This window comes from Paenibacillus silagei (genome assembly GCF_017874735.1).
Lineage (GTDB): Bacteria > Bacillota > Bacilli > Paenibacillales > Paenibacillaceae > Paenibacillus_AQ > Paenibacillus_AQ silagei.
In genome coordinates this window covers 64,577-82,269 of sequence record NZ_JAGGLV010000013.1, presented here as the reverse complement: position 1 = coordinate 82,269, position 17,693 = coordinate 64,577, and the positions used below count along the sequence as shown (strand labels likewise).

General features: G+C 51.5%; 16 protein-coding genes. 6 read left to right on the top strand and 10 right to left on the bottom strand.

Annotated elements, in window-relative coordinates:
- Nucleotides 1-5: 5 nt before the first annotated feature.
- The 3 genes from uvrC to J2Z70_RS19255 all read right to left on the bottom strand — a co-directional run bounded on the left by uvrC (nt 6) and on the right by J2Z70_RS19255 (nt 3,336).
- Nucleotides 6-2,108, bottom strand: coding sequence for an excinuclease ABC subunit UvrC (gene uvrC / locus J2Z70_RS19265; protein WP_209875933.1), 2,103 nt, complete (start codon nt 2,106-2,108; stop codon nt 6-8).
- Nucleotides 2,109-2,286: 178 nt separating this feature from the next.
- Nucleotides 2,287-2,604, bottom strand: coding sequence for a thioredoxin (gene trxA / locus J2Z70_RS19260; protein ID WP_036701616.1), 318 nt, complete (start codon nt 2,602-2,604; stop codon nt 2,287-2,289).
- Between the two features lie 240 nt (nt 2,605-2,844).
- Complete coding sequence (locus tag J2Z70_RS19255) at nt 2,845-3,336, bottom strand: GNAT family N-acetyltransferase (protein WP_209875931.1); 492 nt, start codon at nt 3,334-3,336, stop codon at nt 2,845-2,847.
- Between the two features lie 139 nt (nt 3,337-3,475).
- Between J2Z70_RS19255 and J2Z70_RS19250 the strand changes: the two genes are divergently transcribed.
- Both J2Z70_RS19250 and J2Z70_RS19245 read left to right on the top strand, forming a co-directional pair.
- Complete coding sequence (locus tag J2Z70_RS19250) at nt 3,476-3,637, top strand: YqzM family protein (protein ID WP_155991192.1); 162 nt, start codon at nt 3,476-3,478, stop codon at nt 3,635-3,637.
- A gap of 208 nt (nt 3,638-3,845) precedes the next feature.
- Nucleotides 3,846-5,219, top strand: a complete 1,374-nt coding sequence (locus tag J2Z70_RS19245) for a glycoside hydrolase family 43 protein (RefSeq protein ID WP_209875929.1) — start codon at nt 3,846-3,848, stop codon at nt 5,217-5,219.
- Nucleotides 5,220-5,552: 333 nt separating this feature from the next.
- Here the strand turns inward: J2Z70_RS19245 and dnaI are convergent, their stop codons facing one another.
- From dnaI to J2Z70_RS19230, 3 genes are all read right to left on the bottom strand, one after another.
- Complete coding sequence (gene dnaI, locus J2Z70_RS19240; RefSeq protein WP_209875927.1) at nt 5,553-6,512, bottom strand: primosomal protein DnaI; 960 nt, start codon at nt 6,510-6,512, stop codon at nt 5,553-5,555.
- Nucleotides 6,513-6,526: 14 nt separating this feature from the next.
- A complete protein-coding gene (locus J2Z70_RS19235; protein WP_209875926.1) occupies nt 6,527-8,077 on the bottom strand; it encodes a replication initiation and membrane attachment family protein in 1,551 nt (516 codons plus the stop codon).
- A gap of 180 nt (nt 8,078-8,257) precedes the next feature.
- The gene (locus J2Z70_RS19230; protein WP_036721959.1) at nt 8,258-8,554 is read right to left on the bottom strand and encodes a YuiB family protein; all 297 of its coding nucleotides are present in this window, start codon (nt 8,552-8,554) and stop codon (nt 8,258-8,260) included.
- Between the two features lie 268 nt (nt 8,555-8,822).
- Between J2Z70_RS19230 and hemQ the strand changes: the two genes are divergently transcribed.
- A complete protein-coding gene (gene hemQ, locus J2Z70_RS19225; RefSeq protein WP_036721960.1) occupies nt 8,823-9,581 on the top strand; it encodes a hydrogen peroxide-dependent heme synthase in 759 nt (252 codons plus the stop codon).
- Between the two features lie 161 nt (nt 9,582-9,742).
- On the opposite strand, the gene J2Z70_RS19220 is transcribed toward hemQ, so the two are convergent.
- Nucleotides 9,743-10,021 (bottom strand): hypothetical protein, encoded by a 279-nt coding sequence (locus J2Z70_RS19220; RefSeq protein WP_209875925.1) that lies wholly within the window; start codon nt 10,019-10,021, stop codon nt 9,743-9,745.
- A 1-nt stretch (nt 10,022) separates the two neighbouring features.
- On the bottom strand, nt 10,023-11,216 hold the full coding sequence (locus J2Z70_RS19215; RefSeq protein ID WP_036701637.1) for an NAD(P)/FAD-dependent oxidoreductase: 1,194 nt from the start codon (nt 11,214-11,216) through the stop codon (nt 10,023-10,025).
- A gap of 325 nt (nt 11,217-11,541) precedes the next feature.
- Between J2Z70_RS19215 and J2Z70_RS19210 the strand changes: the two genes are divergently transcribed.
- A complete protein-coding gene (locus J2Z70_RS19210) occupies nt 11,542-12,516 on the top strand; it encodes an NAD(P)/FAD-dependent oxidoreductase (protein ID WP_209876100.1) in 975 nt (324 codons plus the stop codon).
- A gap of 132 nt (nt 12,517-12,648) precedes the next feature.
- Here J2Z70_RS19210 and sda read toward each other — a convergent pair whose 3' ends face one another.
- Together sda and J2Z70_RS19200 are read right to left on the bottom strand one after the other, a co-directional pair.
- Nucleotides 12,649-12,792 carry a sporulation histidine kinase inhibitor Sda gene (sda, locus tag J2Z70_RS19205; RefSeq protein ID WP_036721967.1) on the bottom strand — a complete coding sequence of 48 codons (144 nt, stop codon included), beginning with the start codon at nt 12,790-12,792 and terminating at the stop codon, nt 12,649-12,651.
- Nucleotides 12,793-13,119: 327 nt separating this feature from the next.
- Nucleotides 13,120-13,782 (bottom strand): YheC/YheD family protein, encoded by a 663-nt coding sequence (locus J2Z70_RS19200; RefSeq protein ID WP_209875924.1) that lies wholly within the window; start codon nt 13,780-13,782, stop codon nt 13,120-13,122.
- A gap of 199 nt (nt 13,783-13,981) precedes the next feature.
- On the opposite strand from J2Z70_RS19200, the gene J2Z70_RS19195 reads away from it, so the two are divergent.
- Both J2Z70_RS19195 and J2Z70_RS19190 read left to right on the top strand, forming a co-directional pair.
- Nucleotides 13,982-14,191 (top strand): hypothetical protein, encoded by a 210-nt coding sequence (locus J2Z70_RS19195; protein ID WP_036701644.1) that lies wholly within the window; start codon nt 13,982-13,984, stop codon nt 14,189-14,191.
- 341 nt (nt 14,192-14,532) lie between these two features.
- The gene (locus J2Z70_RS19190) at nt 14,533-17,328 is read left to right on the top strand and encodes an O-antigen ligase family protein (protein ID WP_209875923.1); all 2,796 of its coding nucleotides are present in this window, start codon (nt 14,533-14,535) and stop codon (nt 17,326-17,328) included.
- Nucleotides 17,329-17,693 lie beyond the last annotated feature (365 nt).

The following is a 17,693-nucleotide window of genomic DNA, read 5'->3' as shown; positions in this document are numbered from 1 at the left end:
CCATTTTAGATTGACGGCTCCTCATCCTTCAGCGCCTCCAGAATCTGACCGGCCAGCTTCTCACCGATGGACAGCACCTTGAAATCCTCGATGGAGGCTTCCTTGATCTTCTTGAGCGACCCGAAATGCTTCAGCAGCAGCTTCCGGCGTTTGTCCCCGATGCCCGGAATCGAATCCAGCTTCGAGGTGACCATCGATTTGCCGCGCTGCTCCCGGTGGAACGTAATGGCGAAGCGGTGAACCTCATCCTGGATACGCTGCAGCAGGTAGAACTCCTGGCTGTCCCTGGCGAGCGAGACCGGCTCGGCGGAGTCGCCGACCAGCAGCTGGGCCGTTCTGTGCTTGTCATCCTTAACCAGACCGCAGACGGGAATGAATAACCCCAGCTCATTCTGCAGAATATCGATCGCCGAAGAGATCTGGCCCTTCCCTCCATCGACTACGATCAGATCCGGCTGCGGCAGATTCTCCTTCAGCACCCGTTCATAACGCCGCCGGATCACCTCGCGCATCGTCTCATAATCATCCGGCCCCTGTACGGTGCGGACCTTATACTTACGGTACTCTTTGCGGGCAGGCTTGCCGTCGATGAAGACCACCATGGCCGAGACCGGATTGGCCCCCTGGATATTCGAGTTATCGAACGCTTCGATCCGGTTCAGCGAGTCCAGCCCCAGGCTCTGCCCCAGACTGCTGGCCGCCCCGGAGGTGCGCTCCTCGTCCCGCTCGATCAGGCGGAACTTCTCATTCAGCGCGACCCGGCTGTTCTGGCAGGCCATGCCGATCATCTGCTTCTTCAGCCCGCGCTGCGGCACCAGCACTTTGATGCCCAGCCATTCCTGCAGGGCGGCGGCGCCTCCGGCCGCATCCACGGTTCCTTCGGCGGCTGCATCCTGCTCCGTCTGCTCCCGCGACGCTTCCGCCGCTGCGCCCGGCCCTGCTGCCCCCTCCTGCTCCACCTGCCCCTGCGCAGCTTCATCAGCCGCTGCCGGAGCACCCGCAAGCACCTCACCAGCGTCCGCCCCGCGGGACACCTCACTGGCCTCCGACTCATCCTCTGCGCCCAAGGCCGCCATCAGCGCCTGGCCGCTCGGCATTCCACCGGCTACCAGCCCGCTGCTTCCCTGGCCGGCAGTGCCGCCTGTTTCTGGCGGAACCATGCCGGCACTTGCCATATCCGGCAGCAGAATCTCCTGCGGCAGCGCGGGATTGTCGCTGTAATACTGCGTCACATAAGACATGAAGTCACTGTACGCCTCTCCGTAGAACGGGAAAGCCGACGAATGGCGCTGGATCATTTTCCCTTGCCGCATATACAGAATCTGCACACACATCCAGCCCTTGTCCACCGCATAGCCGAAGACGTCGCGGTCCTTAGTGTCGGCCGTATTGATCTTCTGCTTCTCCATCACGGCATCGATGTGTTGAATCTGGTCGCGCAGCTCCTTGGCCCGCTCGAAATACAGCTCCTCCGCCGCCTCCTGCATCTTCTTCTGCAGATCCTTCTTCACCGCGTCATGCCCGCCTCCGAGGAACGAGGAGATGTTCTGGATAATCTCTTCGTAAGCGGACTTCGGCACTTCCTTCTCGCACGGAGCCAGGCATTGGCCCATGTGATAGTACAGGCAGACCTCTTTCGGCATCACCCCGCACTTGCGCAGCGGATACATCCGGTCGAGCAGCTTCTTGGTCTGCTGGGCGGCGTAGCTGTTCGGATACGGGCCGAAATATTTAGCTTTATCTTTCAACACCCGGCGGGTAACCTCCAGGCGCGGATGGGCTTCGTTCGTGATTTTTAGATAAGGAAAGGTCTTGTCATCCTTCAGCAGCACGTTGTAGCGCGGCATATGTTTCTTGATCAGATTGCACTCCAGAATGAGTGCTTCCATATTGCTCGATGTCACGATATATTCAAAATCAACAATATTGGCGACCAGCCGCTGCGTCTTCCCGTTGTGGCTGCCTGTAAAATAAGAGCGCACGCGGTTCTTCAGTACCTTGGCCTTGCCGACATAGATGATCGTACCCTCTTGATTCTTCATCAGATAGCAGCCGGGCAGATCAGGCAGCAGCGCAAGCTTGTTGCGGATATTATCCATATAATCCATAAGTTCTCCCCCACCTGTTACTACACGGTTATAAGGTAAGTTTAGAATAGAATGTACTACACATTCAAGCCTTAATATAGAACATCCGTTTCTATAGGACAGACAAAGCGCCTTCGGTAATCCGAAGGCGCTTTGTCTGAAGGGCCGCAAGGCCCAGGTTACAGCAGATTGTAACCCATTATTGATGCTTGGCTACGATATTCTTAAGGGAGTCCTTGGAGTTCAGTCCTACGACTTTGTCGACAGGCTGGCCGTCTTTGAAGAAGATCAGAGTAGGAATACTCATTACTCCAAAACGGGAAGCTGTCTCAGGATTCTCATCGACATTCAATTTAGCGATCTTCACATCGTCACCCAGCTCGGTGGACAATTCCTCGAGAATTGGGGCAAGCATTTTGCAAGGGCCGCACCAAGGTGCCCAGAAATCTACTACTACAGTACCTTGACCTTCCACTTCATTCACGAAGGATTGGTCAGACACGTTCACGATAGCCATGATATTGTTCCTCCTCAAAAAGTTTTGTTGAGCTTAAGCTGTACGAAATAACTTCCGCTTCTATAGCCTGAGCCAAGTCCGCAGAATTTACTCCGAGATCATAGCGGGATAAAATGCTTCATGTAATATGATAACCAGATTATCAATTACCGACACATCCACAGTATAACATAAATACAATGCATTTGTTATATATTTCGAGAAATTATATTGCATAAAATTAATTTGTCTTTTAACGGTTTAAACTTTGTCCCTGAAATTCAGCTTCATAGTCCACGAGGTACCGGCTGTCCCGACATACTCGAAGCCGAGCTTGTTATATAACCGGACGGCCGCCTGATTCTCCGGATCAACACTGAGCGAAAGTGACGGGTATCCATCGGATACGGCTTGCTGTATGATGCCCTCCATTAGCCTGATTCCCAATCCCTGCTGCCTGTAGTCAGACCGAATAGCAACGCCTAATTCCGGGGTTGTGGTATCCACAAATCCGTAGCCCTGGTTCGTCTCGTCAAACAGCCTGTACCAGGCAGCACCTGCGGGCTGATTGTCCACCAGTGCGATTATCGCCCTGTCGCCTTGTCTCCCCCAATGTTCGTTGTACTTCGCAATCCCCGGGGAATTCAGCAGCTCACTTCTGGGCGGCTTACCTTGTTCAATATGAATGGACTCATAATGCATATCCAGTAGAAAATCATACTCCTGCGGTTCCATAGGTCTTATATGTATCATAAAATCACCCTTCTATCTTTACATCTCCCCTGCATCTTCGTATACTTGAAGAAAGCGCATTAATTGTCAATGACTTCTCTCACATGTATAACTGTAACCCACTTCATGCAGTCATGCAACAGCAAGGAGGAAGAAGCAAATGGACGTCAATGTCAACGCACAGGTCCGTGACCCGCGGGAGCATATCAATGAGGAGCCCCGCAACGATCTCGGTGATCTGCTGGCCGGTTTCTTCGGAATGACCGGCTTCATGACCGTGGTCTTCTTCGGAATGGTAATCATCAAGTATTTGTCCGAATAGCTGCTTAGCTGCAGTGTCCGGTATTCTTTGCCCAGGTCAGGGCGGGATGCCGGATTTTTTTTGCGTTCATTTTGTGCTCCATCGAGATTCAGTAACAATAACATAAATTTACAATTTAATAAAAAGAAAACACATTTTTGTTTCACAGGAGCCATGTTACTCTGTATGCGAAAGCGCTCTTATACCCTATTTTGAGGAGGAAGGAAGAATGAAAAAGCTTGTCAGCCTTGCTGTCGCAGGCTTGTTGGCATCGGCGCTATATTCCCCGGTATCGTTCGCTGACAACCCTGTTGTACAGACCATCTACACGGCAGACCCGGCCCCGCTTGTATACAATGATACGGTCTACCTGTACACCGGACATGACGAAGACAACTCGACCTACTATACGATGAATGATTGGAGGGTCTATTCTTCCAAGGACATGGCGAACTGGACGGATCACGGGTCACCGCTATCTTATAAGGCGTTTAGCTGGTCGAGCGGAGAAGCTTGGGCCAGCCAGGTCATTGAGCGCAACGGCAAATTCTACTTTTATGTCACGGCAAAAAGCACTTCGCTCGGACGGCCCGCCATCGGCGTCGCCGTCTCCAGCAGCCCGACCGGCCCGTTCGTGGACGCTATCGGAGGGCCGCTCGTCTCCAGCAGCTGGGGCGACATCGATCCTACGGTATATGTAGACAGTGACGGCCAGGCCTATCTCTACTGGGGGAATCCGACACTGAAATATGTGAAGCTGAACCCGGATATGATCTCCTACAACCAGAGTACGGGTATTGTCCAGGTGCCTATGACCACAGACAGCTTCGGTGTGCGAAACGGCAATGCTGACAGACCAACCCTCTACGAAGAAGGACCCTGGTTCTACAAGCGCGGCAGCTTATACTACATGGTCTACGCCGCAAGCGGCATTCCTGAGAATATCGCTTATTCCACCAGTTCTTCGCCTACCGGCCCGTGGAAGTACAGAGGGGTCATTATGCCCACCCAGGGCGGGAGTTTCACGAATCACCCGGGCATCATCGACTTCAAAGGCCGCTCCTATTTCTTTTACCATAATGGTGCCTTGCCTGGAGGGGGTGGCTTCACCCGGTCAGTGGGGGTAGAGCAATTCACCTACAACGCGGACGGAAGCTTCCCGGTCATCAACATGACAACCGCCGGGCCGCAGCCCATCGCCACCCTTAACCCCTATGTCAGAACACAAGCCGAGACCAGTGCATGGGCGGCTGGGGTAGAGACCGAGACCACCTCAGATACGGACGGGGGAATGAATGTCGGCTTCATAGATCACGGCGATTATCTCAAAATCAAAAATGTGAACTTCGGCGCCGGAGCCGCAGCCTTCGAGGCCCGGGTAGCGTCAGCAGGCAGCGGCGGTAATATTGAGCTGCGGCTGGACAGTCCGACAGGAACGCTGGTCGGCACCTGTGCAGTGCAGAATACCGGGGGCTGGCAGAGCTGGGTGACTAAGAACTGCACAGTCAGCGGAGCAAGCGGGACTCATGACCTTTACCTGAAATTCACAGGCGGCAGCGGATACTTGTTCAATATCAACTGGTGGAAATTCAGCGCCAGCTAAATCCGGCTAACTCTAACTATATAGATTGTACTTTTATTTTTTCTGTAATGGGATGGCCGTGACTCCAGAGAATGTTTGGACTTCCGGCCGCTGTTGTCCCCAGATTTCATGCTTAGTACCGCTATTAGCGGTAGAAATCCGGTGACAAAGGCGGACGCTATCGCTCCTACAGTTCCAAAATTCCCCTCCGCCACTTTTCCCTTTCAGCATATTTTCAAGTTCAATCCATATAGCTAATAGAAGGATAATGTATAGCGTGAAACCTCTACACTCTTATATTTGCACAAAAGGGGCCCCAGCCATCACATGGACTGGGACCCCTTATTCTATTTATTACCCTCTGGCCCTGCCACGCTGGTTCTCCCCATGCAGCGGAATCACCTCTACGAACGGGGCAATCCGGTCCATCAGCCGCTGGCCCTTGTAGACCTCTTCACCGTCCTTGCTGGTGAAGCTAAGATGCTTCTCGAGCCCCTCTAGTGGATAATTCGAGGTATAAAAAGTTGGTTTACGATTCATCCTATAGTTTAAAATCGCACCTAGTACGTGATCACGAGCCCAAGGGTTGAGATTCTCAGCACCAATATCGTCAAAGATTAATACATCGCAATTTTTTAAAGTCTCTACTGTTTCCTTAAGCTTCTGACCCTCTAACATAATCGATTTCAAATCCTCTATAAAATCAGGCATATACACAATGACACCGCTATACCCAGCAACGGCTAATTCATGAAGAAGGTAACACATCAAAAATGTTTTGCCTACTCCAAAACCTCCGTAAAGATATAAGCCTTGAGGAACAAGGCCCCTAGCTTTAGTTTCATTGATATATTGAAAAATAAGTTTTACATCTTTAGCACGCTCTTTGTCTTTTCCAATTATATCAACAAGGTTATACCCCTCATTAAGTACACGTTCGTCAACATAAAAACTACGAATACGTTTTCGAATACTATTTTCTTTATCTTTAGCTATTTTTAAAGAACACGGAGTTTTACGTTCATATAAATCAGGGGAACCATTCACAGCCTCTACAGTAAGTTTACTAAAATGACCTGGGAAATCATTGGGACATTTTTCAAGACCAGGACAGTTGGAACAGTGATTATTATCTTCAACATATTGATAAAGTCTGCTTATATTGAGCTTCCATCGAGATTCTTCTAACTCTGGATGATCTGCCTGAAGCTTTTTTATCAAAGGATTATTAAACAAGCTATCTTCCAGAGCACGAGAACGTTGGCGCAATTCAGAATTATTCATTGAACGAAGGACATCACCCATTGATTCCATATTCTCACCTTCTTTTAATTAGCATCTGAAGTATCCTTTTTTTTATTCGCTTCAAATTCCGCAGCCATTTTTAGCATAGCCTCAAATTCCTCGTCAGATACAGTTCCGGTACTTCTGTTATTTACTGCAATCGGAATCTCCTGCTTGCCGGACCGCCCGCCGCTCTTCGTATACGAACGCTGGCGGGCTCCCGCAGTGCCTGTGCCGGAGGAGGCGGAAGCCGCCCCCTTGCCCTTCACCTTCGACTGGTCACGGATATAGCGCACGGCCTTCTCGTAAGTATTCACCTGCTTCACCAGCATATTGGAGGCAATCGCCTCCACGAAGTTGCGGTTCATCCGCTGATCGCCGCCGGAAGCCACCATCGTCATCAGATAATGGATCAGGACATTGATCACTTCGCCGCTGAGCTTATAGTTCAGATCAATCTTCTCGAAGATATCCATCAACTGGCCCGGAACTGCCCCCGGGAAGAACGTCTGTAACAGCCGTGTATAAGGCTCGTTGCGCAGCATCATATTATATTGGTGAATGTCGCATTTGGACAGAAATTGCGGAGGCACTTCTACATAGAACTCCATTTCGACAGCCTGCTCCACCGGCACTGCGGAGGGATCACTCTCTTCCTCAGCGGCGGAGCGCAGCGACACTACCTTGGCGGCAGCAATCTCTCTTTTCTCCTGACGCTTCCTATCCTGACGGAAATGCTGGCTTGCCTTGTACTGCAGCGTATCCAGAATCACCTCTCCGTCCGGCGTGAAGACATCATCCTCATCCAGCAGACGGCATACATCCTGCGGGCCAAGCTCGTATTTGCGGGCCACATAATTAATGACACCCATCTGGTTATGGTCAAAACGCAGCTTCTCAACATGCGCACGGTTCACCGATTCACGCGGGAAGCGCAGGATAATATCGCTGTAGGCTATATTCGGCTCAACCGCCTGAGTGGTGCCGGGCTGACGCACGGAGGCTACCTCGGCCAGCGCCTGCTCCAGCTCATAGTCGATCACATGGGTATTCAGCTCAAAAATATCATAAAAGGGCAGTGAAATATTCTCTTTCCCGAGCGACCGCCCGCTCCATTCCTCCGGTTCCCGGTGCCAGAACTGCTCACGCAGCGACAGCACAGCGAACTTGCCGATCTTATCCCGGAGCAGCAGCGTCAGATGCTGGGTTGCAAAGAAATCAGCCGGCGACAGCGGCGGCATTAACTCGTATTCGTACATATAATCATCATTCTCCGCGGCATACAGCCGGCAGGTCTGCAGCAGTCCCACCGCCTCCAGCCGGGAAGCCTGGTCTACCATATATTTACGGCCCTTCTCGTTGGGTTCAACGCCCAGGGTCATAAAGAGCCTGCGCTGCTGCTCCACACCGGAGTAACCGATAGATTCAGCCGGAATATGCTCGAACAGCAATCTGTACAGGCTGATGGCGAACGCGCCTACCATTGGCTGATAGACTGAGCCCAGCATACGTCCATCCAGCTGGCTTAGACCGAATTCGCGGGACACGCAGTACCGGTGATGTTCAGTGAAATGATGCAGGTTGCTCATACGCATCTGCGGATACCTCCCCCTCTTCTATACGAATTCATATAGATTTCTATTCTATCACAAAACACCCGGCCGAAAATGTAAAATAAAGATGAATCCTTGGCTCTTCTGGCGGAAAAGAAAAAAACGGCTCACCCCATTACAGGAGATTAGCCGTTTCTTGTTGTACCGCCCTTCAGGCAGCGCTTAGAACATCTTGTATCCGCCCAGCCGCAGCTTCTGAATGGTCCAGCCGCTCAGCACCGCTCCGGCAAGACCGGCTACCCCGGTAAGATAATCCACAATGTGGAAGGTAGAGAGGTGCTCCCATAAGGACATCGCGCTCCGGTCCCAGATGGAGTAGACCACCACCGGAAGAATGACAATGACGAACAGATAGGCAGGGAACCAGGTAGTCTTCATCAGCATGTTAAGAATGAAGCCAATGCCGAACATCATCACAAAGAATAAAACGGCCAGAACAAACACCGGAATAAAGCCCATCGTACCGCCATCCCCTCTCTCTATAAAGAACCGCACACCCAAGCTTATATAATAGTAAGTTTACTAGAAAAAATGTAGCGAAGCAATGAACATTATCGCGCTCAATACCGGAATTCGCATGAATGGCGGCCTTGGCGTTTGCTCTCTGCCGCCCGCTGCGCTACAATGCAAATAGCACCCGACCTATGTTCATACATATTTAAGGTATGCGGACCAAGAAGATTTTACGCGAGGATATTCCACCGATAACCTATAAGGAGTGAACAACTTGAACGAAGCCGCTTTAACACTGGAAGGCTGGTATGCGCTGCATGACTTCCGCTCACTGAACTGGACAGCCTGGACGGCAGCCGATGACGAGGAACGGGCAGTGGCCCTGGAGGAGCTGCATGCCTTCATGCAGGAGTGGGGACCTGTCGAGGAAGCGAAGGAGGGTAGCACTGCTGTCTATTCCATCGTGGGCCAGAAGGCTGATTTCGTGATGATGTTTCTGAGAGAGAGTCTGGAGGCGCTGAATGCGCTGGAGACCGCTTTTAACAAAATCGCCTTTGCCCAATATACTACGAAGGCTTATTCCTATGTAAGCATCGTTGAGCTCAGCAACTACGCCGCAGGAGGAAGTGCCGGTGACGGCAGCGATCCGATGTTGAACCCGCATGTCGCTGCCAGGCTGAAGCCTGTACTGCCGCAAATGAAGCATATCTGCTTCTACCCGATGAACAAGAAGCGTGAGCTTGCCGACAACTGGTACATGCTGGATATGGAGAAACGCCGGGAGCTGATGTATTCGCACGGCCTGATCGGACGCAGCTATGCCGGCAAGGTGAAGCAGATCATCACCGGCTCCGTCGGCTTCGATGACTGGGAGTGGGGCGTGACTCTGTTCGCCGAGGATGCCCTGCAGTTCAAGAAGCTCGTCTACGAGATGCGCTTCGATGAAGTCAGCGCCCGCTACGGAGAGTTCGGCCCCTTCTATGTCGGCAACCTGCTGAACGAAGAATCGTTTGAGGAGATGCTGAAGCTGTAACAGCATAAACGCAAATAGACCGCCCCCTCTAGCAAAGGTATGCGGTCTATTTGTCGTATCCTGTTTGTCCGAGGCCTACCGCCCTTAAAAGCGGCTATTGCACCCGAGAGCCGCGTTGCAAGCACGGCTCTCTTTGCATTGTACGTCTTTTCTACCTCCACTTATGCCGAAGGTTCCTTATCGTCCTCTTCGTCTTCGTCTTCGTCCCCGTCACGCAGACTCTCCAGATATTCAGCCGTCGCCCGGTCACGCGCGCGGCCCTTATCCTTCAGGCGTTCGATGGCCGGGAGAATGAGAATGTCGATTTCCTTCTGGATATTGTAGGCTAGATCATACCGCGTCTGATCCTCCAGATAAGAGCCTACCTCAATCAGAGCATTATAGCGGTCCAGCTCCTCGCGCGTCAGCAGTCCGCGTACTTGCACGCTGCAGTGGCGCATCTTAGAGGAATCTTCCTTTTTTGAGCACGAGCGGGATGCCGCCGATGATGAGCAGGTAGCGCATATCGACAACCTTCTTCAGTTGCGCTGCCTTCCAGCCTTTGTAGGTCTTCTCGCCGACTACGGCAATTCCCTGGCCCTTACCAAGTGAAGCTACGGTCCCCTTGTTGCTGAAGGCGAATTTCTTCGGCTGCTGGCTGCGGATGGCCGCTACTAGATTATGCGCACAGCATTCTCCCTGCTGCATTGCAATCTGTGCCGTCGGCGGGTAAGGACGCCCTTCAGGATTAATCATGAGGGAGCCGTCACCAATGATGAAGATGTTCTCATGTCCCGGAGCCCGCAGATATTCGTCTACCTTCACCCGTCCGCGCATCGCTTCGAAGCCGGCAGCCTCGATCAGACGGTTCCCGCGGATACCGCCGGTCCATACAATGGTGGAAGCCTTGATCTCTTCACCCGTGGCCAGAATCACGCCGCCAGGCAGGCATTCCTTGATCGCTACGCCCATCTTGAAGGTTACCCCCTTCTTGGTGAGTACGGTCATGGCATGCTCAACCAGCTCAGGCGCGAACCCCGGCAGAGCCGTAGGCGCAGCTTCTATATTATAGATGTTGACCATGCTTGGATCGACATCAAATTCTTTGCATAGTGCAGGAATCCGGTCAGCCAGCTCCGCAACAAATTCAATCCCGCTGAAGCCCGCGCCGCCAATGACGAAGTTGATATGCTCCTGTGCATTATTCTCATTCTTATATTTGGCGAACTGGTACTGGATATGCTCCCGGATCAGCCGCACAGAGTTGATGCTGCGGATGGTTAGCGCATATTTGTCGAGTCCCGGAATCCCGAACGTTTCAGGCTCACCGCCAAGGGCAATCACTAGGTAATCATACGAGAGCGTTCCGTCCTCCAGAATAACCTTCTTCTGCTGGGTGCGGATCTCCTGCACCGAGGATTTGACAAGATCGATCTTGAACTCATCGATTAATTTGGAGATAGATACGCGTGTATGCTCGATGCTGTCCGTGCCCGCTGCAGGCATATGCAGATGGGTCGTGAAATAGTGATATTCATGGCGGTTAACCAGGGTTACATCGGCTTCATTATAATTCAAAGCTTTCTGCAGCCGCTGGGCGGTCAAAATCCCTCCATACCCCGCGCCTAGAATAACGATTTTGGGAATACTGCTCATGTTCCGGCTCCTTCCAACAGGTGAATCTGTCTATGTGTTATTTTTTGTAAAAAAATCAGGTTTCTTTTGTGAATTTATACACTTAAATTCAGAAGAATTTCCAATAAAACTTAAAGGATTTCTAAAATAACCATATCCATTGTAAACCTTAGTATCGTTTTAATCAAATATAATCATACAACAAAATGTCACACTTTTTCTTTGAAATCAAGGCCTTTGCAGGCAGGTGAGACTATGTTTATAATGAGTAGGTACGCTTGTATGGCAAATTGAAACTATCAACTCGGAGGTGTAATATTACGTGACATTAGAGCAAACCGTTCCTATGAGCGATCTGCTGATTATAGGCGGAGGACCAGCCGGTATGTTTGCCGCATTTTACGGCGGTATGCGCCAGGCTTCAGTAACCCTTATTGAGAGTATGCCCCAACTCGGAGGGCAGCTTGCTGCTCTGTATCCTGAGAAATATATTTACGATGTCGCCGGCTTCCCCAAAATTACCGCACAGGAGCTGGTGGACAACCTGTCCCGGCAGATGGAGCTGTTCCAGTCCGATATCCGTCTGGAGGAGAAGGTCGTATCGGTTGTGAAGCAGGGTGAGCGCCATTTCACCGTCACCACCGACAAGGCTGAATATCACAGCAAAGCCATTATCATCACGGCAGGCGTAGGCGCATTTGAGCCGCGGCGTCTGGAGGTACCGGATGCACAGCGCTTCGAGAAAGCCAACCTGCATTATTTCGTAAATGATCTGAATGCTTATAAGGATAAAAAGGTGCTGATCAGCGGCGGCGGCGATTCCGCTGTGGACTGGGCGCTGATGCTGGAGCCGATCGCTGAACAGGTAACCCTGATTCACCGCCGCGATAAATTCCGTGCGCATGAGCATAGTGTAGAGAATCTGATGGCCTCTAAGGTAAATGTGATTACGCCGTCCGAGATCACTGAGCTTCACGGTGAAGAATTCATTACCAAGGTCACCTTGTCCCATATCAAGACCAAGGAAACTCAAGAAATCGAAGTAGACAGCGTTATTGTCAATTTCGGCTTTGTCTCCTCTCTGGGCCCGATTGCCGAGTGGGGAATCGACATTGAGGGCAACTCCATTGTAGTTGACTCCCGCATGGAGACCAGCATTCCGGGAATCTTCGCCGCTGGCGATATCACGACTTATCCGGGTAAGCTGAAGCTGATCGCTGTAGGATTCGGAGAAGCGCCAACAGCAGTCAATAACGCCAAGGTGTATATTGATCCGGATGCGAAGCTGTCTCCGGGACACAGCAGTAATCTTAAGCTCTAGGTTGTCTATAACCTTATAGCCATAATAAAAGGGTATCCTTTCAGGTTGATTCCACCTCAACTTGAAAAGATACCCTATTCCTTGATGCTTGCGGTTTAAAGAAGTCCAATGCTGCAGGATGTGCTCTGATCTTTAATGCAGAACCGCATGGTCTGGAGAGTGTAAGTTCCGTTTGCGAATTTCAGCGAGAAGCAGGGCGATGAAATCATGCTCCAAATGCAGCTCTATCGCTCTGTGATAAGAGTCAAGCAGCATCTCATCCGACAATTCAACCATAACGTTCACCTACCTTTCCTTTATTTGGATCTGAATCTATCATAGCAAACTATCATTTTTCGAACAAGCGTTCTCATTATCCACAAGCTGCTGTGGAAATCCTGTGTATAATATGTGAGTAAGGGTTATAATGTCAGCAATTGCGCAGTGGACTATGGGGATAACAGTTATGCACAGGGCTGAAACCTGACATCTCCACACAAAAACTTTTTTAGAATGTTCATAATTGGCTGGGATATTTCTTGTTTTATTACCTCTGAATCTAAACAACTAAACGCAATATTATCCTATTACTGTATTTATCGTCAAATATAAAAATTTTATTAATCATTTAGGTCTTGTATTTACTTCCAGAATCCAAATCTTCCCCCGATGATCTACAGCATAGTCGAAGCCCAGTTCACCGATCCCCGGAAAATGCCGCTCCAGCAGCTCGGTACAGATTAGGGTCAGCCTGCGCATCTCCGCCTTTTTGGATGAGGTCCCCACTCTTGGCAATGATCTTCGCAGTCCCTGGCGGCAGCTGAGCATCGTACCTCCTTTGCAGAGATTCGTAACGAACAATCCCGGCCGGGCGACTCTCCCTACCATAGAGCGGAACTCCCAGTGCTCGCCGTTCTTCACCACCTTGACCCGGTAATCAATCGGACGGCCGGAGATCCGTGCAAGAGAAATCCCCTGCTGGATCAAATATTTCCGTTTCACCTTGAATCTGTCCAGTGCCTGGCGCATGGAAGTGAAGTCTCCATAGATACGTGTGCTCTTCATATACGTGAAGCCGTACCCCCTCTGATCCCGGAACACCTTGATGACACCATATCCTCCTCCGCCAACAACCGGCTTGATGACAACATTGCCGTATCTTCCAAGCATCGCGGACAATCCGGCAGCACTATATTCCCGCGTTCTCGGAATGTAACCGGCAACCCGTGAATCGCTAAGCAGCGCCGCCGTCTTCAGCAGCTTGCTTGCCAGTTCTCTCCCCGCCATTATTTGCCCTCTCCTTTCGCATTCCCAGCCTACCCTATAGATTACTCACGAAAGGCCGTGCCCTCCTGTATGATTGTCCGTGGTATAGCAGGCCACAGCAAAAAAGGGCATATGGCTGCGGGGCCTTATGTCCCTGATTCATTTGACTGGAAAATCATTAAAATTCGTTGTATTATTGCCTGAAAGGGAGGGTTTCCTAATGGCTGAGTTTTTTGAAATCCTGTATTGGTTTGCGATGATCGGCATGTCTGTTGTACTGGCAGGAACGACAATACTCGTCTGTGCGCTTGGCTTCAAATTCATCAAGGACCGGCGCAGAGTGCTCGGTGCCGGCTGCATCGCCTTTTCCCTGGGGGCCTCCGCCCTGATCGTGTTCATGATTAACCTGAAATTTATTATCCCCGCCTGAAGCTTGTTCCCGGCAGCAGTGGCCCAGGATGCGGATTGCGCGTTCACCTGCCGTCATTGCTGCCTTCGGGCGGAACTCTTAAGCGTCCATTCTTACATGAATCATAGATTCGCTCCGTTACCTTATTCTATGAAAACTGCGTCAGGCTGGCCTGTGCGGACAGACTGCTTCATTCGCTGAGCAGGTTCCGGCCTATTCCCCACTTTTCCGTTCCCTCCTCTCCTGCAAGACACTCCAATCTTTGAAATTTCCGTTCAGACAACAACTTTTTCACTTTATATCCGTAATATGTATGTGCAATAAATTGGAAGACCTACTATTTTGAAAAAGGAGATTCTATCGTGTCGAAACCTGTGTACGGAAACCAGGCGGCTTCTGTCAAAGCTACGGACAAGCTTTCAGGGGCTGCTTGGATGATTTGCGCTGCGTTCCTGCTGTTTTTTGGCTGGGCCGCTTTTCAGATCGGATTGTTCAACGGAATGAGGGCGGAGTTCGAGAAGCCTATCTATGTAGCTGCATTGGTGAGCGGGCTTCTGATGCTGGCCTCTACGATCCTGTATCTCAGAACCTTCAAGCTGGAGAGTCAGCGTGACCTGCTCACTGCAGCGGCCATTCTGCTTCCCGTAACCTATGCCCTGTCGCTATTCGGCGCAGCTTCCCGGTACTCGGCGATGAACATGCTGTTCACCCAGTTCACCTATGCCGCAGTCTTCATCATCAGCATCCTTCTGCTCCGGCACAAGCGGCTCAATTCCGCCGTCCAGCATAGCGTGCTTACCCTCGCTTACCTGATCGTAGGCTTCGGACTGCTCAACTGGCTCGGAAGCTGGAAGCTGGCTGGCAGCCTGGTGGGCTGGTTCTCAGAGACCGTAATTAACGGCAGGTATAACGATGCAGTTATGACCGATTCGAACGGCCTGCGCCTGACTTCCATTTTTCAGTATGCCAATACATATGCAGCCTTCCTGATGGCGTTTCTGTTCGTGGCCGTCTTCGCGCTGATCCGCTCCCGCAAATGGGCCGGACAGCTGCTGCACGGCTTCATGCTGGTGCCAATCATCGTCTCGCTGCTGCTTACCTTATCCCGGGGCGGACTGGTGCTGCTGCCAGTGGTGTTCATCCTCCTGCTGCTCTTCTTGAAGCCTGTGCAGCAGATTCTGTGGATTGTCCATCTCGCCATTGCCGGCCTATTCTCTCTGCTGATTACCAGCCCGGTCACACGGCTGGGCCTGGAGCTGAATACGGAGTTCACCTCGTCCTCTGCCCTTAAAGGCTGGGGCTATCTGCTGGGAGCATCTGCCTGTGCAGGCGTGCTCTGTCTGGTAGTTCAGCGTTACCTGGCACCTTATCTGAGCCGCAAGCTTGACAGACTAGAATCACGCCGCATGAGCGGATTGTGGATTCCAGCCGTCTCTGTGGCTGGCGTCGCGATCATCGCCTTCCTGTTCATCGGCACCAGCGCGCGTAATATTCTCCCGGCGAATATCGGAACACGGCTGGAGAATATCAACTTCAGGCAGCACAGTGTCCTGGAGCGTTTTACCTTTTACGAGGATGCCATGAAGGTCGTCAAGGATTACCCGGTACTGGGCGCGGGCGGCGGCGGCTGGGCTACACTCTATGAGCATTATCAGAACAACCCTTATCTGAGCCGCCAGGCGCATAACTTTTTCCTGCAATATCTGATTGAAGTCGGCATTGTCGGCTTTCTGGTGTTCATGGGCTTCATCCTGTTTATCTTCTACAAATTCAGCAGACAGTACCTGAGACGGGAGACCGATGACTATAACAACGGATTCTTCTATCTCATTATCGCCTTGTCCATTCTCGTTCACAGCCTGCTGGATTTCAACCTCAGTTATGCGTTCATGGGGATGCTCGTCTTCCTCTCTCTGGGGGGAATGGCTGTGGCCATGGAGAGCAAGCCGCTCCGCTTTACGTGGAACAAGCTGTGGATCAGAGCTGGATATTTCACAGTACTCGGAGTCGGCACAGGCTACCTGCTCTTCCTGTCTCTGGGGTACATCCGGTCAAGCTCTGAGGCTTATGCCGCCAAGAAGCTGATCCAAGTGAGCCAGTCCTATGAGGAGATCAAGGCTCCTTTGGTAAAAGCACTCAACATCCGCCCCTACCACCCCGAATCCGCTATGTACTTGTCCTTGCTGGATCAGAAGGTGTATGAGCAGACCAAGAACGAGCAGTTCCTGGACGAGGCCTATGCGGTATTGACCCGTGCGCTGAAGGATGAGCCGTCCAACAAAGAGCTGCTGACCCAGCTCGCCAGCTACTATGACCAGAAGGGCGAGAGCGATGCGGCCTATCATGTCTATCTGGACAACGCGGACAAGTTCATGTGGGATATCAACTGGTATGCCCAGTTCATCAGCCGGGCTTCACTCCTTGGACAGCAAGCTTACTCCAAACAGGATGAAGCCGGGCAACAGACGTATTTCGCTTCCGCGCTCTCCGCGTACAGACATGTAACGGACGGCATTGCGCATTTGAAAAGCCTCCCTCCTGAGCAGCTTCAGGGCCGTGAATTCTTCGTCACACCTACAATTGGCCTAAGCGCAGGGAGAGTACAATTCCTGTCCGGGGACAAGGACGCGGCTGCCGCAGCTGTGAAGCAGGGCTTCACGGGCGGATACGAGGATCTGACCGACAGCGAAAGCCTGTGGACGACCGCCTGGTACAGCGGAGTGATTGCCCGGTCGCAGGAGCTGGGAGCCGCAGCCCTGAAGCGGTCGCAGGAAGCGGCGGCCGAGGGCAAGCTGGAGATCAAGGACCAAGAGACACTTAACAAGCAGCGGTATTTCAAAACCGGACTGGATGCGTATACTTACGCCATTGCAGACCGGGATGCGAAGCAGCAGGATGTCACCGTCACACCGGAACTGCTGCTGAATACCGCGAAGATCCAGTACATGTCGCAGGACATGCAGGCCGCAGAAGCCACACTGAAGCAAGGTCTCAGTGAGGACTACAGCAACCCTGTCAACCGTGAGCTTGCCCGGTGGCTGATGGCCGTTCAACAGAGACTGCAAAGCGCCCAGGATCAGGCGGTCTATCAGAAGCTGATCGCTGCTGATCCTGAGGAAGCGGCGAGGATTAATGAAGTGGCGGGAATGCCGCTGTAACCATACAGTATCACTTGTGACTTCAAGAACAGCAAAGAGCGCCTGCCTGCGGCAGTGCGCTTTTTGCTGTGTACGGGGGCTGAACCGCTATGTTATGCCCATTGGCAACTGACAACTGCGCTCCCATGTGCCTCCTTAATTTTGCTAGTAGTCCATCAGAATTAAACAAGTGATTTCATTCCATAAATGTGGTAAGGAATGAAGCCGTGTTCGTAGCGAAAAAACTGGGATAAGTGTATTCTGCGCAACTAAAAACAGTGAAACGAGTGAACTTCCTCTTCTAATTGTAGTCTGTACAACTAAATTTGCCCGGATGGGCGAAAATCCAGGTATAGGGGCATTTTAATTGCACGAACTACATCTAA

What these genes read in the sequence shown, in the direction of transcription:
- uvrC (WP_209875933.1), bottom strand. Translation starts at nt 2,108, where the DNA reads ATGGATTATATGGATAATATCCGCAACAAGCTTGCGCTGCTGCCTGAT.
- trxA (WP_036701616.1), bottom strand. Translation starts at nt 2,604, where the DNA reads ATGGCTATCGTGAACGTGTCTGACCAATCCTTCGTGAATGAAGTGGAA.
- J2Z70_RS19255 (WP_209875931.1), bottom strand. Translation starts at nt 3,336, where the DNA reads ATGATACATATAAGACCTATGGAACCGCAGGAGTATGATTTTCTACTG.
- J2Z70_RS19250 (WP_155991192.1), top strand. Translation starts at nt 3,476, where the DNA reads ATGGACGTCAATGTCAACGCACAGGTCCGTGACCCGCGGGAGCATATC.
- J2Z70_RS19245 (WP_209875929.1), top strand. Translation starts at nt 3,846, where the DNA reads ATGAAAAAGCTTGTCAGCCTTGCTGTCGCAGGCTTGTTGGCATCGGCG.
- dnaI (WP_209875927.1), bottom strand. Translation starts at nt 6,512, where the DNA reads ATGGAATCAATGGGTGATGTCCTTCGTTCAATGAATAATTCTGAATTG.
- J2Z70_RS19235 (WP_209875926.1), bottom strand. Translation starts at nt 8,077, where the DNA reads ATGCGTATGAGCAACCTGCATCATTTCACTGAACATCACCGGTACTGC.
- J2Z70_RS19230 (WP_036721959.1), bottom strand. Translation starts at nt 8,554, where the DNA reads ATGGGCTTTATTCCGGTGTTTGTTCTGGCCGTTTTATTCTTTGTGATG.
- J2Z70_RS19220 (WP_209875925.1), bottom strand. Translation starts at nt 10,021, where the DNA reads ATGCGCCACTGCAGCGTGCAAGTACGCGGACTGCTGACGCGCGAGGAG.
- J2Z70_RS19215 (WP_036701637.1), bottom strand. Translation starts at nt 11,216, where the DNA reads ATGAGCAGTATTCCCAAAATCGTTATTCTAGGCGCGGGGTATGGAGGG.
- J2Z70_RS19210 (WP_209876100.1), top strand. Translation starts at nt 11,542, where the DNA reads ATGAGCGATCTGCTGATTATAGGCGGAGGACCAGCCGGTATGTTTGCC.
- sda (WP_036721967.1), bottom strand. Translation starts at nt 12,792, where the DNA reads ATGGTTGAATTGTCGGATGAGATGCTGCTTGACTCTTATCACAGAGCG.
- J2Z70_RS19200 (WP_209875924.1), bottom strand. Translation starts at nt 13,782, where the DNA reads ATGGCGGGGAGAGAACTGGCAAGCAAGCTGCTGAAGACGGCGGCGCTG.
- J2Z70_RS19195 (WP_036701644.1), top strand. Translation starts at nt 13,982, where the DNA reads ATGGCTGAGTTTTTTGAAATCCTGTATTGGTTTGCGATGATCGGCATG.